The sequence below is a fragment of the Arthrobacter sp. J156 genome, from assembly GCF_056172865.1.
Map to the genome: position 1 here is coordinate 3,434,832 of NZ_CM149650.1, position 15,722 is coordinate 3,450,553.

The window sequence follows — 15,722 nt, forward strand, 5'->3', positions numbered from 1 at the left end:
CCGTGGAAAATGACCGGGGTCCTTGGCCAAGGCGGCGATAAGTCGCTAGCGTCTACCTCGTGAGCAAAGGACAGCAGGCCCTCTACGGCCGCATCCCCGTGACCCAGGTCCAGCCGGTCGTGGAAGGGGGACGCGTCCCTGCCAAGGCGATTCCCGGCGAGGACGTCCGCGTCACCGCCACGGCCTTCCGCGAGGGACACGACAGGCTCGGCGCGACGGCGGTGCTCTACGGTGCCGACGGCGGCGAGCTCCAACGCGTCCGGATGGCTCCGGGGGCTCCCGGCACTGACTCGTGGACGGCCTGGCTGCGCCCGCCGGCCGAGGGACTGTTCACCTTCGAGGTCGAGGCGTGGGACGACCCCTACGGCACGTGGCACCACGCGGCCACCGTGAAGATCGCGGCCGGCGTGGACACGGAGCTCATGCTCGCCGAGGGGGCCCGCTTGTTCAGCGGGGCCGCGGAGGACCCGGACCCGGCGTGGACGGCGGCCGACGTCGCCATCGTGCAGCGCGCGGCCGCGGCGCTTGCCGACGCGTCGGCGTCCGTCGAGGCGCGCCTGGCCGCGGGCGCTTCGGAGGAGCTCCTCGAGGTCCTGCGCCGGGCGCCGATCCGGCGTTTCGTGAGCTCGAGCGGCCGCTTCCCGATCGAGGCCGAGCGCGAGCGCGCCGGCCGCGGGGCCTGGTACGAGTTCTTCCCGCGCTCTGAAGGCGCGGTCTACGATCCGGTGACGGGCCGCTACGTCTCGGGAACGTTCCGCACGGCCGCCGACCGCCTGGACGCCGTCGCGGCGATGGGCTTCGACGTCGTCTACCTCCCCCCGATCCATCCGATCGGCCGCACGCACCGCAAGGGCCGCAACAACACGCTCACCGCGGGTCCGGAGGATCCGGGCTCGCCATGGGCGATCGGCGCCCCCGAGGGCGGGCACGACGCGATCCACCCGGACCTCGGCACCGCGGAGGACTTCGCGGCGTTCGTCGACAAGGCGACGTCGCTGGGGCTCGAGGTGGCCCTGGACCTGGCCCTGCAGGCCTCCCCCGACCACCCGTGGGTCGCGAAGCATCCCGAGTGGTTCACGACGCAGGCCGACGGGAGCATCGCGTACGCCGAGAACCCTCCGAAGAAGTACCAGGACATCTACCCGCTGAACTTCGACAACGATCCGCGCGGGCTCAGCCGCGAGGTCCTGCGCGTCGTGAAGCTGTGGATCAAGCGCGGCGTGCGGATCTTCCGCGTCGACAACCCGCACACCAAGCCGCTGTGGTTCTGGGAATGGCTCATCGCGAAAGTCAACAAGGCGCACCCGGGCACGGTGTTCCTCGCGGAGGCGTTCACGCGCCCGGCGATGATGCACGCCCTGGGCCGCGTCGGCTTCCAGCAGTCCTACTCCTACTTCACGTGGCGCAACACGAAGCCCGAGCTCGAGGAGTACTTCGGCGAGGTCTCGGCGGAGAGCCCGGCCTACTTCCGGCCCAACTTCTTCGTCAACACGCCGGACATCCTCACGGAGTACCTGCAGTTCGGCGGGCCGGCGGCGTTCAAGATCCGCGCGGTCCTCGCGGCCACGGCGAGCCCCCTCTGGGGCGTGTACGCGGGGTACGAGCTGTACGAGCACGTCGCCCGCCCGGGCGCGGAGGAGTACATCGACAACGAGAAGTTCGAGTACAAGCCCCGCGACTTCGCGGCCGCGGAGGCCCAGGGCCGCTCGCTCGCCCCGTACCTGCGCCGGCTCAACGAGATCCGGCGATCGCATCCGGCGCTCGGCGCCCTCGAGAACCTCGTGCTGCACTCGAGCACGGACGACGCGACGGTCGTCTATTCAAAGTCCCGTCCGCGCACGCCCGCCGGGGTGCTGTCCGCGGAGTACGACGCCGGGGCCGCGCCCCGGGGGACGGGCGGCGGCGAGGCGGTGGACACCGTGATCGTCGTGGTCAACACCGATCCGCACGGTGCCCGGGAGTCGACCGTGACGCTGGACCTGGAGGCGCTCGGCCTGCGTCCGGAGGACCTCGACGCGGAGGGCCGCTTCACGGTCGACGACCTGCTCACCGGCGAGAGTTGGCAGTGGGGCGCGCACAACTACGTCCGCCTCGACCCCCACCACGAACCCGCCCACGTGCTGCACCTCAGGAGGAACGCCTAGTGGTCAATCCGTACCAGCTCAGCGCCCCCGGCCTCTCCCACGACCCCCAATGGCACCGCAAGGCGGTGTTCTACGAGGTCCTGGTCCGGGCCTTCTCCGACGGCAACGGGGACGGCAGTGGCGACCTGGACGGGCTGATCGACAAGCTCGACTACCTGCAGTGGCTCGGTGTGGACTGCCTGTGGCTCCCGCCGTTCTTCAAGTCCCCGCTGCGGGACGGAGGATACGACATCTCCGACTACTACGACGTCCTGGACGAGTTCGGCACGATCGCGGACTTCCGCCGCCTGGTTTCCGAGGCGCACGCCCGCGGGCTGCGGATCATCATCGACCTGCCGATGAACCACACCTCGGACGAGCACCCGTGGTTCCAGGCCTCGCGCAGCGATCCGGACGGCGAGTACGGGGACTTCTACGTCTGGTCGGACACGGACGAGAAGTACCAGGACGCACGGATCATCTTCGTGGACACGGAGGAGTCCAACTGGACGTTCGATCCGGTGCGCCGGCAGTTCTTCTGGCACCGTTTCTTCCACCACCAGCCGGACCTGAACTTCGAGAACCCGAAGGTCCACCAGGCGATGTTCGACGTGGTCCGCTACTGGCTGGACCTCGGCGTCGACGGCTTCCGCGCGGACGCGATCCCGTACCTCTTCGAGGAGGAGGGGACCAATTGCGAGAACCTCCCGCCGACGCATGCGTTCCTGCGCGAGCTGCGCCGCCTCGTGGACGAGGAGTACCCGGGGCGCGTCATCATCGCCGAGGCAAACCAGCCCCCGCACGAGGTCGTGGAGTACTTCGGCTCGGCCGAGGAGCCGGAATGCCACATGTGCTTCCACTTCCCGATCATGCCCAAGCTCTTCTACGCGCTGCGCGACCAGCTCGCGGCGCCCATCATCGAGACCATGGAGGAGACCCCGGCGATCCCCGAGGGGACCCAGTGGGGCACGTTCCTGCGCAACCACGACGAGCTCACGCTCGAGATGGTGACGTCGGCGGAACGGGAGGCGATGCTCGGTTGGTACGCGCCCGACTCCCGCATGCGCGCGAACGTGGGCATCCGGCGTCGCCTGGCCCCCCTGCTGGACAACTCCCGGGCCGAACTGGAGCTGATCCACGCCCTCCTGCTGGCCCTGCCGGGCTCGCCGTTCCTCTACTACGGCGACGAGATCGGCATGGGCGACAACATCTGGCTCGAGGACCGCGACGCCTCCCGCACGCCGATGCAGTGGAATCCCGACCGCAATGCCGGATTCTCCACGGCGGACCCGGGCAAGCTGTACCTGCCCGTGGTCCAGTCGCTCGTCTTCAACTTCGCCAACGTCAACGTCGAGCAGCAGCTCGCCCACTCCGGCTCGATGCTGCATTGGCTGCGGCAGGTCCTCGGCGTGCGCCGCGGCCACCAGGTCTTCGGGCTCGGCGGCTACCGCAACGTGCCCGCGAGCGCGGAGAGCGTCCTGGCGTTCCTGCGCGAGCTGCCGCCCGAGCAGGCCGATCACGGCGAGGGCGAATCGGTCTTGTGCGTCTACAACCTCTCCCAGCATCCGGTGGCGACCACGTTGGACCTGCCGGACTACGCCGGACGCGGCCTGCGCGACGTCTTCGGCGGCACGGTGTTCCCGGCCATCGGGGCTGACGGTAGGCTCGTGATGACCCTGGGTTCGCAGGGCTTCTTCTGGCTCCGGCTGCGCTCCCCGCGCTCCGACGCCCAGTCGCCGGCGACCCAGTCGATGCCGTTGATCCGCCGGGAGGAGCCCGCACCATGACCGACGAGGACGCGCCGCTGCTGGACCTGCTTTCCGCGTGGCTGCGCGGCCAGCGCTGGTTCCCCGAGCGCGGCACGGGCTTCGCGCTCCGGCGCGTCGGAACGGTGCCGCTGCCCTCGCCGGCCGACGGGGTCGAGCTCGAATCCGTCCTCCTCGGCGTGTTTCCCTCCCCGGTGGCGTCTCCCGCCCCGGAGCGGGACGCTGCCGTCCCGGTCCCCGCGCCCGACGCGCCGGCGCCGCGGGCCAGCGCCGTCCCGTCCGCCGTCGTGCACGTCCCCCTGTCCTACCGCCGCGTGCCGCTCGGGGCCGCCGAGACGACGGCGGACGACGCCGGCGCCCCGCAGGCGCTGATCGGTGTCCTGCCCGCGCCCGGCCGCCGGGCCGCCGCGGCGTGGCACGTCTACGACGGCACGCACGACCCCGCGTTCGTCGCCGCCTGGCTCGAGCTCGTCCGCACCGGCGGGGCGGGCCCCGGATTCGCCGGTCACGCGGCCGCCGGCTTCGACGAGCGGGCGCCGTTCGATGGCGGGATCTCGGCGGGCGTGCTGCACGGCGAGCAGTCCAACACCTCCGTGGTCGTCGAATCCGTCGAGGGCGACGTCATCGCCAAGTTCTTCCGCCTGCCCGCCACCGGCACCAATCCCGACGTCGAACTCGGCTCGCTGCTCACCGACGGCGGGTCCTTCGACGTGCCCCTGACCTACGGCTCGCTGACCGCCGACTGGACGGGACCCGACGGCCCGGCCTCGGGCGCGCTCGGCGTCCTGCGGGAGTTCATCGGCGGCAGCCAGGACGCGTGGCGCACCGCGAGCGCGGCGGCGCTGGACGGGCTGGACTTCACGCCGCAGGCCGAGGAGATCGGCCGCACGACCGCCCGCCTGCACCGCGACCTGGCCCGTGTGGCCGGATCGGCGCCGGCCCCGGGGGCCGAAGGGGACGGCTTCGTGGACTCCCTGCGCCACCGCCTCCAGTGGGGCTGGCAGAAGGCAGGCGCCGCCGTCGGGCCCTTCGAGGGCGCGTTCAGGGCGGTCCTGGACGGGCTCGACGGCGCGGCCGCAATGCTCCCGCCGCTGCAGCGCATCCACGGCGACTACCACCTGGGCCAGGTCCTGCACGCCGAGGGGCGCGGCTGGGTGGTCCTCGACTTCGAGGGGGAGCCGCTGCGCACGGCCGGGGAGCGCACGGGCACCGACGTCCCGCTACGCGACGTCGTGGGCATGCTGCGCTCCTTCGACTACGCCGGCGCGATCGCGGCGCGGGCGCCCGGCGCCGCCGAGGACGCCGAGCGCGCCGCCCGGGAGTGGTCGGCGCGCGCCCGCAAGGCCTTCCTGACCGGCTACGAGGCCGAGTCGGGGACCGCGGTGGACACCGGATCGCCCCTGTTCCTAGGGCTCTGGCTGGACAAGGCCTTGTACGAAGTCGTTTACGAGCTGCAAAACCGGCCGTCGTGGGTATCCGTCCCGGCGTCCGCCGTCCAGGAGGTACTGTCCGTCATGAGCACACCCAACGAACCGTCCACACCCGCGGTCGCGCCGGCCTCCACGCCGGCCTCCGCGCCGGCGCAGCCGCTGCCGGTGGCCGGCGACGTGCTGGAGGCCGTGGCGCACGGCGCCTACCACGCGCCGCACGCCGTGCTCGGTGCGCACCTGGACGCCACCGGGCACCTCACGGTGAGGTCCCTGCGGCGCCTCGCGGAATCGGTCGCCGTCGTCACGGCCGACGGCGCGTTCCCCATGCGGCACGAGCACGGCGGGATCTGGGTGGCCGTTCTGCCGCCGAGCGGGCGCGAGGGGCACGTCCCGGACTACCGGATCGAGGTCGCCTACGCGGGCGGCGAACCGCAGACCGTCGACGATCCCTACCGCTACCTGCCGACCCTCGGCGAGGTGGACCTGCACCTGATCGGCGAGGGGCGCCACGAGAAGCTGTGGACCGCGCTCGGCGCCCACGTGCGCCGCTACCACTCCTCGCTCGGCGACAGCACCGGCACGAGCTTCGCCGTCTGGGCACCGAACGCCCGGGCCGCCCGCGTCAAGGGCGACTTCAACGCGTGGGACGGCTCCGTGCACGCCATGCGCTCGCTCGGCCACTCGGGTGTCTGGGAGCTGTTCATCCCCGGAGTCGCCGCGGGCGCGGTCTACAAGTTCGAGTTCCTCGGCCGCGACGGGCACTGGCGGGAGAAGGCCGACCCGCTGGCACGCCAGACGGAGGTCCCGCCGCTGACGGGTTCCGTCGTGACCGAGTCAAACTACGGATTCCAGGACGCGGACTGGATGGCGGCGCGGGCGGCGAAGGACCCGCACCAGGCGGCGATGAGCGTCTACGAGGTCCACTTGGGCTCGTGGCGTCCGGGGCTCGGGTACCGCGAGCTCGCGGAACAGCTCGTCGAGTACGTGTCCTGGCAGGGCTTCACGCACGTGGAGTTCATGCCCGTCGCCGAGCACCCGTTCGGCGGGTCCTGGGGCTACCAGGTCACGGGCTACTACGCGCCGACCTCCCGCTTCGGCTCCCCGGACGACTTCCGGTACCTCGTGGACAAACTGCATCAGGCGGGCATCGGCGTCATCCTGGACTGGGTGCCGGCGCACTTCCCGAAAGACGAGTGGGCGCTGGCGCGCTTCGACGGCGAGCCGCTCTACGAGCACGCCGATCCGCGCCGGGGCGAGCACCCCGACTGGGGGACGCTGATCTTCGACTTCGGCCGCAACGAGGTGCGCAACTTCCTGGTGGCCAACGCCCTGTACTGGCTCACGGAGTTCCACATCGACGGGCTGCGCGTCGATGCCGTCGCCTCGATGCTCTACCTCGATTATTCGCGCGAAGACGGCCAGTGGTACCCCAACGTCCACGGCGGGCGGGAGAACCTCGAGGCCATCGGCTTCCTGCAGGAGGCCACGGCGACCGCTTACCGGGTCTGTCCGGGGATCGTGATGGTCGCCGAGGAGTCCACGGCGTTCGACGGCGTGACCCGGCCGACGTCCTCCGGAGGGCTCGGCTTCGGCATCAAGTGGAACATGGGCTGGATGCACGATTCGCTCGAGTACATGGGCGAGGACCCGATCAACCGGGTGCACCACCACAACAAGCTCACCTTCTCGCTCGTGTACGCGTGGACCGAGAACTTCATGCTGCCGATCAGCCACGACGAGGTCGTCCACGGCAAGGGCTCGCTGCTGCGCCGTATGCCGGGGGACCGCTGGCGCCAGCTCGCCCAGGTCCGCGCCTACCTCGCGTTTCAGTGGGCCCACCCGGGCAAGCAGCTGATCTTCATGGGCACCGAGTTCGCCCAGGAGGCCGAGTGGAGCGAGCAGCACGGGCTCGACTGGTGGCTCGCCGACACCCACCAGCACCGGGGAGTCCAACTGCTCGTGCGCGGGCTCAACGCCGTCTATGCGGAGCGCCCGGCACTGTGGGAGAAGGACAACGATCCGTCGGGCTTTACGTGGATCGACTCCCACGACGGCGCCGGCAACACGGTGGCCTTCATCCGCTGGTCCGCCTCCGGCGAGCCGCTCGTGGCGGTCGCCAACTTCTCCGGCGAGCCCCGGCACGGTTACCGGCTGGGCCTGCCGTCCGCCGGTGAATGGGGCGAGGTGCTGAACACCGATGCCGAGGAGTACGGCGGCTCGGGCGTCGGCAATGCCGGCGCCGTCGTGGCGGTGCCGGAGCAGGAGAAGGGCCAACCCGCGCACGCGGTCGTCAGCCTGCCTCCGCTCGGTGTGGTCTACTTCACCAGGAACGCCGAGGCCGCCCAGGCCTAGCCGGGACGCCCACGTGGTGCCCGTGGCCCCGGAATCCCGCGGATTCCGGGGCCTTCTTGTGCGGCGGAAGCCCCGATTTGTCTTCCCGCCCGAAGTGCGCGTATAGTTTTATCTCGCGCCGGACGCCGGAGAGCAGCCCGAAAGGGCAGCGAGAACGGCCCGCGCACCACCTACCCGGACAGCAGCAGTGAGAGTCGATTTGACTCCCGGAAGCTGGAAGGGTAAGTTAGAAAAGTTGCTCCAGAGCGCAGCAGCCGGCCGGTTGGGTTGGTTGTGGAGGCTGGATGTGTCTGTTGTTTGAGAACTCAATAGTGTGCCATGTTTGTTGACACCGATTTTTGTATTGGTGAATGGCTTTTCTGGTGCCACCCCCGTGGTGCTGGGAGGGTTTTTTGCCGGGATTTTTTGACTTGGTGCAGCTGGGTCCGCATTTTCCTGTGGGTTTGGTTGTGTCTGTATTTTTTTACGGAGAGTTTGATCCTGGCTCAGGATGAACGCTGGCGGCGTGCTTAACACATGCAAGTCGAACGATGATGCCCAGCTTGCTGGGTGGATTAGTGGCGAACGGGTGAGTAACACGTGAGCAACCTGCCCCCGACTCTGGGATAAGCCTGGGAAACTGGGTCTAATACCGGATATGACCGGCCACCGCATGGTGTGTTGGTGGAAAGATTCATTGGTTGGGGATGGGCTCGCGGCCTATCAGCTTGTTGGTGGGGTAATGGCCTACCAAGGCGACGACGGGTAGCCGGCCTGAGAGGGTGACCGGCCACACTGGGACTGAGACACGGCCCAGACTCCTACGGGAGGCAGCAGTGGGGAATATTGCACAATGGGCGCAAGCCTGATGCAGCGACGCCGCGTGAGGGATGACGGCCTTCGGGTTGTAAACCTCTTTCAGTAGGGAAGAAGCGCAAGTGACGGTACCTGCAGAAGAAGCGCCGGCTAACTACGTGCCAGCAGCCGCGGTAATACGTAGGGCGCGAGCGTTATCCGGAATTATTGGGCGTAAAGAGCTCGTAGGCGGTTTGTCGCGTCTGCCGTGAAAGTCCGGGGCTCAACCCCGGATCTGCGGTGGGTACGGGCAGGCTAGAGTGCTGTAGGGGAGACTGGAATTCCTGGTGTAGCGGTGAAATGCGCAGATATCAGGAGGAACACCGATGGCGAAGGCAGGTCTCTGGGCAGTAACTGACGCTGAGGAGCGAAAGCATGGGGAGCGAACAGGATTAGATACCCTGGTAGTCCATGCCGTAAACGTTGGGCACTAGATGTGGGGGACATTCCACGTTTTCCGCGTCGTAGCTAACGCATTAAGTGCCCCGCCTGGGGAGTACGGCCGCAAGGCTAAAACTCAAAGGAATTGACGGGGGCCCGCACAAGCGGCGGAGCATGCGGATTAATTCGATGCAACGCGAAGAACCTTACCAAGGCTTGACATGGGCCGGACCGGGCTGGAAACAGTCCTTCCCCTTTGGGGCCGGTTCACAGGTGGTGCATGGTTGTCGTCAGCTCGTGTCGTGAGATGTTGGGTTAAGTCCCGCAACGAGCGCAACCCTCGTTCCATGTTGCCAGCGGGTTATGCCGGGGACTCATGGGAGACTGCCGGGGTCAACTCGGAGGAAGGTGGGGACGACGTCAAATCATCATGCCCCTTATGTCTTGGGCTTCACGCATGCTACAATGGCCGGTACAAAGGGTTGCGATACTGTGAGGTGGAGCTAATCCCAAAAAGCCGGTCTCAGTTCGGATTGGGGTCTGCAACTCGACCCCATGAAGTCGGAGTCGCTAGTAATCGCAGATCAGCAACGCTGCGGTGAATACGTTCCCGGGCCTTGTACACACCGCCCGTCAAGTCACGAAAGTTGGTAACACCCGAAGCCGGTGGCCCAACCCCTTGTGGGAGGGAGCCGTCGAAGGTGGGACCGGCGATTGGGACTAAGTCGTAACAAGGTAGCCGTACCGGAAGGTGCGGCTGGATCACCTCCTTTCTAAGGAGCAGCTAGCACTTGTCCGCCGGGGATGCATGTCCTTTGGTGGTGGTGTTCAGTGTTTGCCCGTTGCCGCCACGGATGTTGGTGGGCGGGCGCTCATGGGTGGAATGTCGATGAATCGTGGCCTGGGATCTTGCTGGTCCCCTGTTCGTGAGTACGCCTGGTCCGTGTGCCCCCTTTTTGTGGGGTGTGTGGGTGGGGTGGGAAAGCGGTGGGGGGTTGGTGGTCCCGGGTCCATGGCACACTGTTGGGCCCTGAAGCAACAGGCGCCCTGCCTGAGCCGGTGTTCGTGCCGGGGGGTGGGTGGTTGTTGTTTTCCCGCGCATGGCCTAAGCCGGCCCCGTATCGTCCTTGTTTCCCAGTGTTGTGCTGGTGTTGCGGGGGTGGGGGGTTGGTGGTGGGTGTGATGGGGGTTGTTGTTTGGGAACTGCATAGTGGACGCGAGCATCTTGTATGCCATCGCCTTCGGGGTTTTGTCCCTGTGGGTGGTGGAGTGCAATAGCAATTTCTTTGATGATGGAAGACCCTGTCCGCCCCGGTGTGGGTGGGCGTGGTTTTCTCGATTGTTCGTAAGTAAGTGCTCTTGCTTGGCCTGTTTGTGGTCAAGTTTTCAAGGGCGCACGGTGGATGCCTTGGCATTGGGAGCCGAAGAAGGACGTGGGAATCTGCGATAAGCCTGGTGGAGTCGATAACCGGACGTTGAGGCCAGGATTTCCGAATGGGGAAACCCCGCACAGCGCGCGAGTGTCTGTGTGACCGGCAGCTGAACACATAGGCTGTCCGGGGGGAACGCGGGGAAGTGAAACATCTCAGTACCCGCAGGAAGAGAAAACAACAGTGATTCCGTGAGTAGTGGCGAGCGAAAGCGGATGGGGCTAAACCGGTCCATGTGTGATAGCCGGCGGGCGTTGCATGGCCGGGGTCGTGGGACCATCCATACCAGTTCTGCCGGGCTGGTGGGGCGAGGTGCGGGCGTATAGGCGAACCGGTTTGAAGGCCGGACCAGAGGGGGTGTGAGTCCCGTAGCCGTAATGCGTTCCGCCGTCCTGTGGTGGCATCCCAAGTAGTACGGGGCCCGAGAAATCCCGTGCGAATCCGCCAGGACCACCTGGTAAGCCTGAATACTACCCAATGACCGATAGCGGACAAGTACCGTGAGGGAAAGGTGAAAAGTACCCCGGGAGGGGAGTGAAACAGTACCTGAAACCGTGTGCCTACAATCCGTCGGAGCCTCCTTGTTGGGGTGACGGCGTGCCTTTTGAAGAATGAGCCTGCGAGTTAGTGCTGTGTCGCGAGGTTAACCCGTGTGGGGGAGCCGTAGCGAAAGCGAGTCTGAATAGGGCGATTCAGTGGCACGGTCTAGACCCGAAGCGGAGTGATCTACCCATGGCCAGGTTGAAGCGCGTGTAAGAGCGCGTGGAGGACCGAACCCACTTCAGTTGAAAATGGAGGGGATGAGCTGTGGGTAGGGGTGAAAGGCCAATCAAACTCCGTGATAGCTGGTTCTCCCCGAAATGCATTTAGGTGCAGCGTTGCGTGTTTCTTGCCGGAGGTAGAGCTACTGGATGGCCGATGGGCCCGACCAGGTTACTGACGTCAGCCAAACTCCGAATGCCGGTAAGTCAGAGCGCAGCAGTGAGACCGTGGGGGATAAGCTTCATGGTCGAGAGGGAAACAGCCCAGAACGCCGACTAAGGCCCCCAAGCGTGTGCTAAGTGGGAAAGGATGTGGAGTTGCCCAGACAACCAGGAGGTTGGCTTAGAAGCAGCCACCCTTGAAAGAGTGCGTAATAGCTCACTGGTCAAGTGATTCCGCGCCGACAATGTAGCGGGGCTCAAGCACACCGCCGAAGTCGCGTCATCCGGATACCAGGCAGGCCTTCGTGGTCCAGCCGTCCGGGTGGGTAGGGGAGCGTCGTGCCGGCAGTGAAGCCGCGGTGGAAACCAGTGGTGGAGCCGGCACGAGTGAGAATGCAGGCATGAGTAGCGAAAGACGGGTGGGAAACCCGTCCGCCGAATGATCAAGGGTTCCAGGGTCAAGCTAATCTGCCCTGGGTAAGTCGGGACCTAAGGCGAGGCCGACAGGCGTAGTCGATGGACAACGGGTTGATATTCCCGTACCGGTGAAGAACCGTCCCTACCGGACCGGCGATGCTAACCGCCCCAACCATCCACCGGGATCCCTTCGGGGCTCCCACCGGGTGGGCGGCGCGGGAACCGAGCCGGCGAGGTCAGCGTATTAACAGGTGTGACGCAGGAAGGTAGCCGGGCCAGGCAATGGAATCGACCTGGTCCAAGGGCGTAGGCCGGGGAATAGGCAAATCCGTTCCCCGTTACATGGCTCAGACCCGATAGGCGCCCACGTTGGTGGGTGATCCGGTGATCCTATGCTGCCAAGAAAAGCATCGGCGCGAGGTTCCAACCGCCCGTACCCCAAACCGACACAGGTGATCAGGTAGAGAATACCAAGGCGATCGAGAGAATCATGGTTAAGGAACTCGGCAAAATGCCCCCGTAACTTCGGGAGAAGGGGGGCCCCAACCCTGAGCACGCCACGCGTGTGTGAGGGGATCGGGGCCGCAGAGACCAGGGGGAAGCGACTGTTTACTAAAAACACAGGTCCGTGCGAAGTCGCAAGACGATGTATACGGACTGACTCCTGCCCGGTGCTGGAAGGTTAAGAGGACCGGTCAGCCGCAAGGCGAAGCCGGGAATTCAAGCCCCAGTAAACGGCGGTGGTAACTATAACCATCCTAAGGTAGCGAAATTCCTTGTCGGGTAAGTTCCGACCTGCACGAATGGAGTAACGACTTCCCCGCTGTCTCAACCATGAACTCGGCGAAATTGCACTACGAGTAAAGATGCTCGTTACGCGCAGCAGGACGGAAAGACCCCGAGACCTTTACTATAGTTTGGTATTGGTGTTCGGTGCGGCTTGTGTAGGATAGGTGGGAGACTGTGAAGCGGACACGCCAGTGGCCGTGGAGTCGTCGTTGAAATACCACTCTGGCCGTACCGGATTCCTAACTTCGGCCCATGATCTGGGTCAGGGACAGTGCCTGATGGGTAGTTTAACTGGGGCGGTTGCCTCCCAAAAAGTAACGGAGGCGCCCAAAGGTTCCCTCAGCCTGGTTGGCAATCAGGTGTCGAGTGTAAGTGCACAAGGGAGCTTGACTGTGAGAGCGACAGCTCGAGCAGGGACGAAAGTCGGGACTAGTGATCCGGCGGCACCTCGTGGAAGGGCCGTCGCTCAACGGATAAAAGGTACCTCGGGGATAACAGGCTGATCTTGCCCAAGAGTCCATATCGACGGCATGGTTTGGCACCTCGATGTCGGCTCGTCGCATCCTGGGGCTGGAGTAGGTCCCAAGGGTTGGGCTGTTCGCCCATTAAAGCGGTACGCGAGCTGGGTTTAGAACGTCGTGAGACAGTTCGGTCCCTATCCGCTGCGCGCGCAGGAAATTTGAGAAGGGCTGTCCTTAGTACGAGAGGACCGGGACGGACGAACCTCTGGTGTGTCAGTTGTACTGCCAAGTGCACCGCTGATTGGCTACGTTCGGATGGGATAACCGCTGAAAGCATCTAAGCGGGAAGCCCGCTTCAAGATGAGATTTCCATGCCACTAGATGGCGAGAGGCCCCCAGCCAGACCACTGGGTTGATAGGCGGGACGTGGAAGCGAGGACCAAAGACTCGTGAAGCCGACCCGTACTAATAGGCCGACAACTTACACCACAAACACCACACCACGTGTGTGGCAAGCATGCTGCGTCCACTATGCGGTACCGAAACAACAACCAGTTTCGCTACAATCAAATAGAACCACTGTCACGGAAACAACCACGTGACCCACAAGATTTCCCACCCCCACCACGGGGGTCGCGGAGCAAGGGTTACGGCGGTCATAGCGTGGGGGAAACGCCCGGTCCCATACCGAACCCGGAAGCTAAGACCCACAGCGCCGATGGTACTGCACTCGGGAGGGTGTGGGAGAGTAGGACACCGCCGGACACACATTCAGGCCAGGGCCCCAACCACACGGTTGGGGCCCTGACCCATTTAACCCACGACTACGCCGTGCCGCCGCGCCGGTAGGGTGAAGGGCATGGATTCATTGTTCTCCCACGCACCCCGCGGCGACGACGAACCGGCCGGAGACGACGCCGGCACCCCACCGGCGCGCCACCACGAGGTGCTCCTGCCGGTGGCTCCTGAGCAGGCGTTCGAGGGCTTCACGGAGTACCTGCACCTCTGGTGGCCCGTGGCCAGGTATTCCGCCTTTGGCAGCGGCACCCACCCGGCGTTCGAGGACGGAGTCGTCGCGGAGGAGGGCGAGGACGGCCGGCGCTACGTCTGGGCCACGGTCGAGGACTTCACGGTTCCCACGCGGCTGAGCCTGAGCTTCCAGATGGCGCTCGAGCAGCACCCGCCGAGCGCGCTCGTCCTCGCCTTCCAGGCGGAGGGCGACGGCTCGACCCGCATGGTCCTGGACCATGCCGGCTGGGCCGGGGGAGCCGCCGGATGGGAGCAGTACCGCAAGTACGACGGCTGGCCCGAGATCCTTGGCTACTACGCACGCTTTATGGGCGGGGGCGCGGTCGAATGATCGTCGAACGCCTCGAGGCGGCCCTTGACGCGGACCGCGTTGCCACCGATCCGGCGATCCTGGCCGTCTATAGCCACGACTACGGACACGTGTCCGCGCCGGCGACGCCGCTGGCCGTCGTCTTCGCCGAGACCGTCGGCGACGTCCAGTCGACCGTCCGGATCGCCGCCGAACTCGGCGTCTCCGTGATCGCGCGCGGCGCCGGCACGGGTGTCTCCGGGGGAGTGCACGCGACCGAGAACTGCATCGTCCTGTCCCTGGAACGGATGGACCGCATCCTGGACATCCGCCCGGAGGACGAGGTCGCCGTCGTGCAGCCCGGCGTCGTGAACGGCGCATTGAACGACGCCGTCGCCGGGCACGGCCTCATGTACGCCCCGGACCCCGCGAGCTACCGCCAGTCCACGATCGGCGGCAACGTCGCCACGAACGCCGGCGGGTTGCGCTGCGCCAAGTACGGCGTGACGCGGGAGTCCGTGCTGGGCCTCGAAGTGGTCCTCGCGAACGGCACGCTGATCCGGACGGGCCGCAACACCTTCAAGGGAGTGGCCGGCTACGACCTCACCGGGCTCTTCGTGGGTTCCGAGGGGACGCTGGGGATCGTCGTCTCGGTGACGGTCCGCCTGCGCTACCTCTCCGAGCAGCAGCGCAGCATCGCCGCCCTGTTCCCCGACGTCGACGCGGCCGCGGCCGGGGTCCTGGCGATCGCGCGGCACCGCGTCCAACCGGCCATCACGGAGATGCTTGACGCCGGGACCATGGCCGTGATCGACACGGTCCACGGGACGGACCTCGCGAGCCGCGGGGGAGCGCTGCTCCTGGTGCGCACCGACGGCCACGGCGCGCTCATCGAGGAGGAGCTGATCCGTGGAGCGCTGGCGGAGCTGGGCGCGGAGCTCAGCGCGCCGGGGGACGGGTTCGCCGCCCGGCTCATCGAGATGCGCCGCAACAGCCGCGGCGACGAGCAGGACGACGCCTACCGGGTCGGGGAAGACGTCGCCGTCCCGCGCTCGCAGCTCGTCGGCTACATCAAGGAGCTGCGCCGGATCGCCGAGCGCCACCAGGTCCTCCTGCGCGTCGTCGCGCACGCCGGCGACGGGAACCTGCACCCCACGTTCTGGGTCGATCCCGTGGAGGGCGAGGCCGGGATCGGCCGCTTGGACGACGCCCTGGACGCGTCGATCCGCGCGGCGCTCGCGGCCGGCGGGACCATCACGGGCGAACACGGTGTGGGGCAGTACAAGCGCCGCTGGCTGGGGTGGGAGCAGCAGCCGGAGGTCATGGAGCTGCAGCGCCGGGTCAAGGAGCTCTTCGACCCGCTGGGCATCCTCAATCCGGGCAAGGCGATCTAGGAGGAGCCCCTGTCGGGCTCCGGCCAAGTCCCGGAGGACGACGCCGGGGCCCGGGCCCCGTGGCCCGCGTCACCCGCCGCCGGGGTGCCGCGGGCCGTGGTCTT

5 protein-coding genes and 3 rRNA genes are annotated in these 15,722 nt (G+C 66.5%); all 8 read left to right on the forward strand.

The annotated features are described in order from the left end of the window. The first annotated feature begins 59 nt into the window (after positions 1-59). The 8 genes from AC0QR5_RS15930 (at position 60) to AC0QR5_RS15965 (ending at position 15,618) form a co-directional block, all read left to right on the forward strand. A complete protein-coding gene (locus AC0QR5_RS15930; protein ID WP_329862760.1) occupies positions 60-2,144 on the forward strand; it encodes an alpha-1,4-glucan--maltose-1-phosphate maltosyltransferase in 2,085 nt (694 codons plus the stop codon). After that, positions 2,144-3,910 (forward strand): maltose alpha-D-glucosyltransferase, encoded by a 1,767-nt coding sequence (gene treS, locus AC0QR5_RS15935; RefSeq protein ID WP_329862758.1) that lies wholly within the window; start codon positions 2,144-2,146, stop codon positions 3,908-3,910. The genes AC0QR5_RS15930 and treS overlap by 1 nt, the downstream gene beginning before the upstream one ends. Continuing rightward, a complete protein-coding gene (glgB, locus tag AC0QR5_RS15940; RefSeq protein ID WP_329862755.1) occupies positions 3,907-7,671 on the forward strand; it encodes a 1,4-alpha-glucan branching protein GlgB in 3,765 nt (1,254 codons plus the stop codon). The genes treS and glgB overlap by 4 nt, the downstream gene beginning before the upstream one ends. A 462-nt stretch (positions 7,672-8,133) precedes the next feature. Continuing rightward, positions 8,134-9,659, forward strand: a 16S ribosomal RNA gene (locus AC0QR5_RS15945). A 603-nt stretch (positions 9,660-10,262) separates the two neighbouring features. Next, positions 10,263-13,396 (forward strand): 23S ribosomal RNA (locus tag AC0QR5_RS15950). Between the two features lie 158 nt (positions 13,397-13,554). After that, positions 13,555-13,671 (forward strand): 5S ribosomal RNA (gene rrf, locus AC0QR5_RS15955). Together the 16S, 23S and 5S rRNA genes form the textbook arrangement of a ribosomal RNA operon. A 94-nt stretch (positions 13,672-13,765) precedes the next feature. Further along, positions 13,766-14,266, forward strand: coding sequence for an SRPBCC domain-containing protein (locus AC0QR5_RS15960; protein ID WP_329863453.1), 501 nt, complete (start codon positions 13,766-13,768; stop codon positions 14,264-14,266). After that, positions 14,263-15,618, forward strand: coding sequence for an FAD-binding oxidoreductase (locus tag AC0QR5_RS15965; RefSeq protein WP_329863456.1), 1,356 nt, complete (start codon positions 14,263-14,265; stop codon positions 15,616-15,618). The genes AC0QR5_RS15960 and AC0QR5_RS15965 overlap by 4 nt, the downstream gene beginning before the upstream one ends. Positions 15,619-15,722 lie beyond the last annotated feature (104 nt).

Bases quoted from the DNA above. Each gene is read 5' to 3' on its own strand.
- AC0QR5_RS15960 (WP_329863453.1), top strand. From the start codon at position 13,766: ATGGATTCATTGTTCTCCCACGCACCCCGCGGCGACGACGAACCGGCC.
- AC0QR5_RS15965 (WP_329863456.1), top strand. From the start codon at position 14,263: ATGATCGTCGAACGCCTCGAGGCGGCCCTTGACGCGGACCGCGTTGCC.
- glgB (WP_329862755.1), top strand. From the start codon at position 3,907: ATGACCGACGAGGACGCGCCGCTGCTGGACCTGCTTTCCGCGTGGCTG.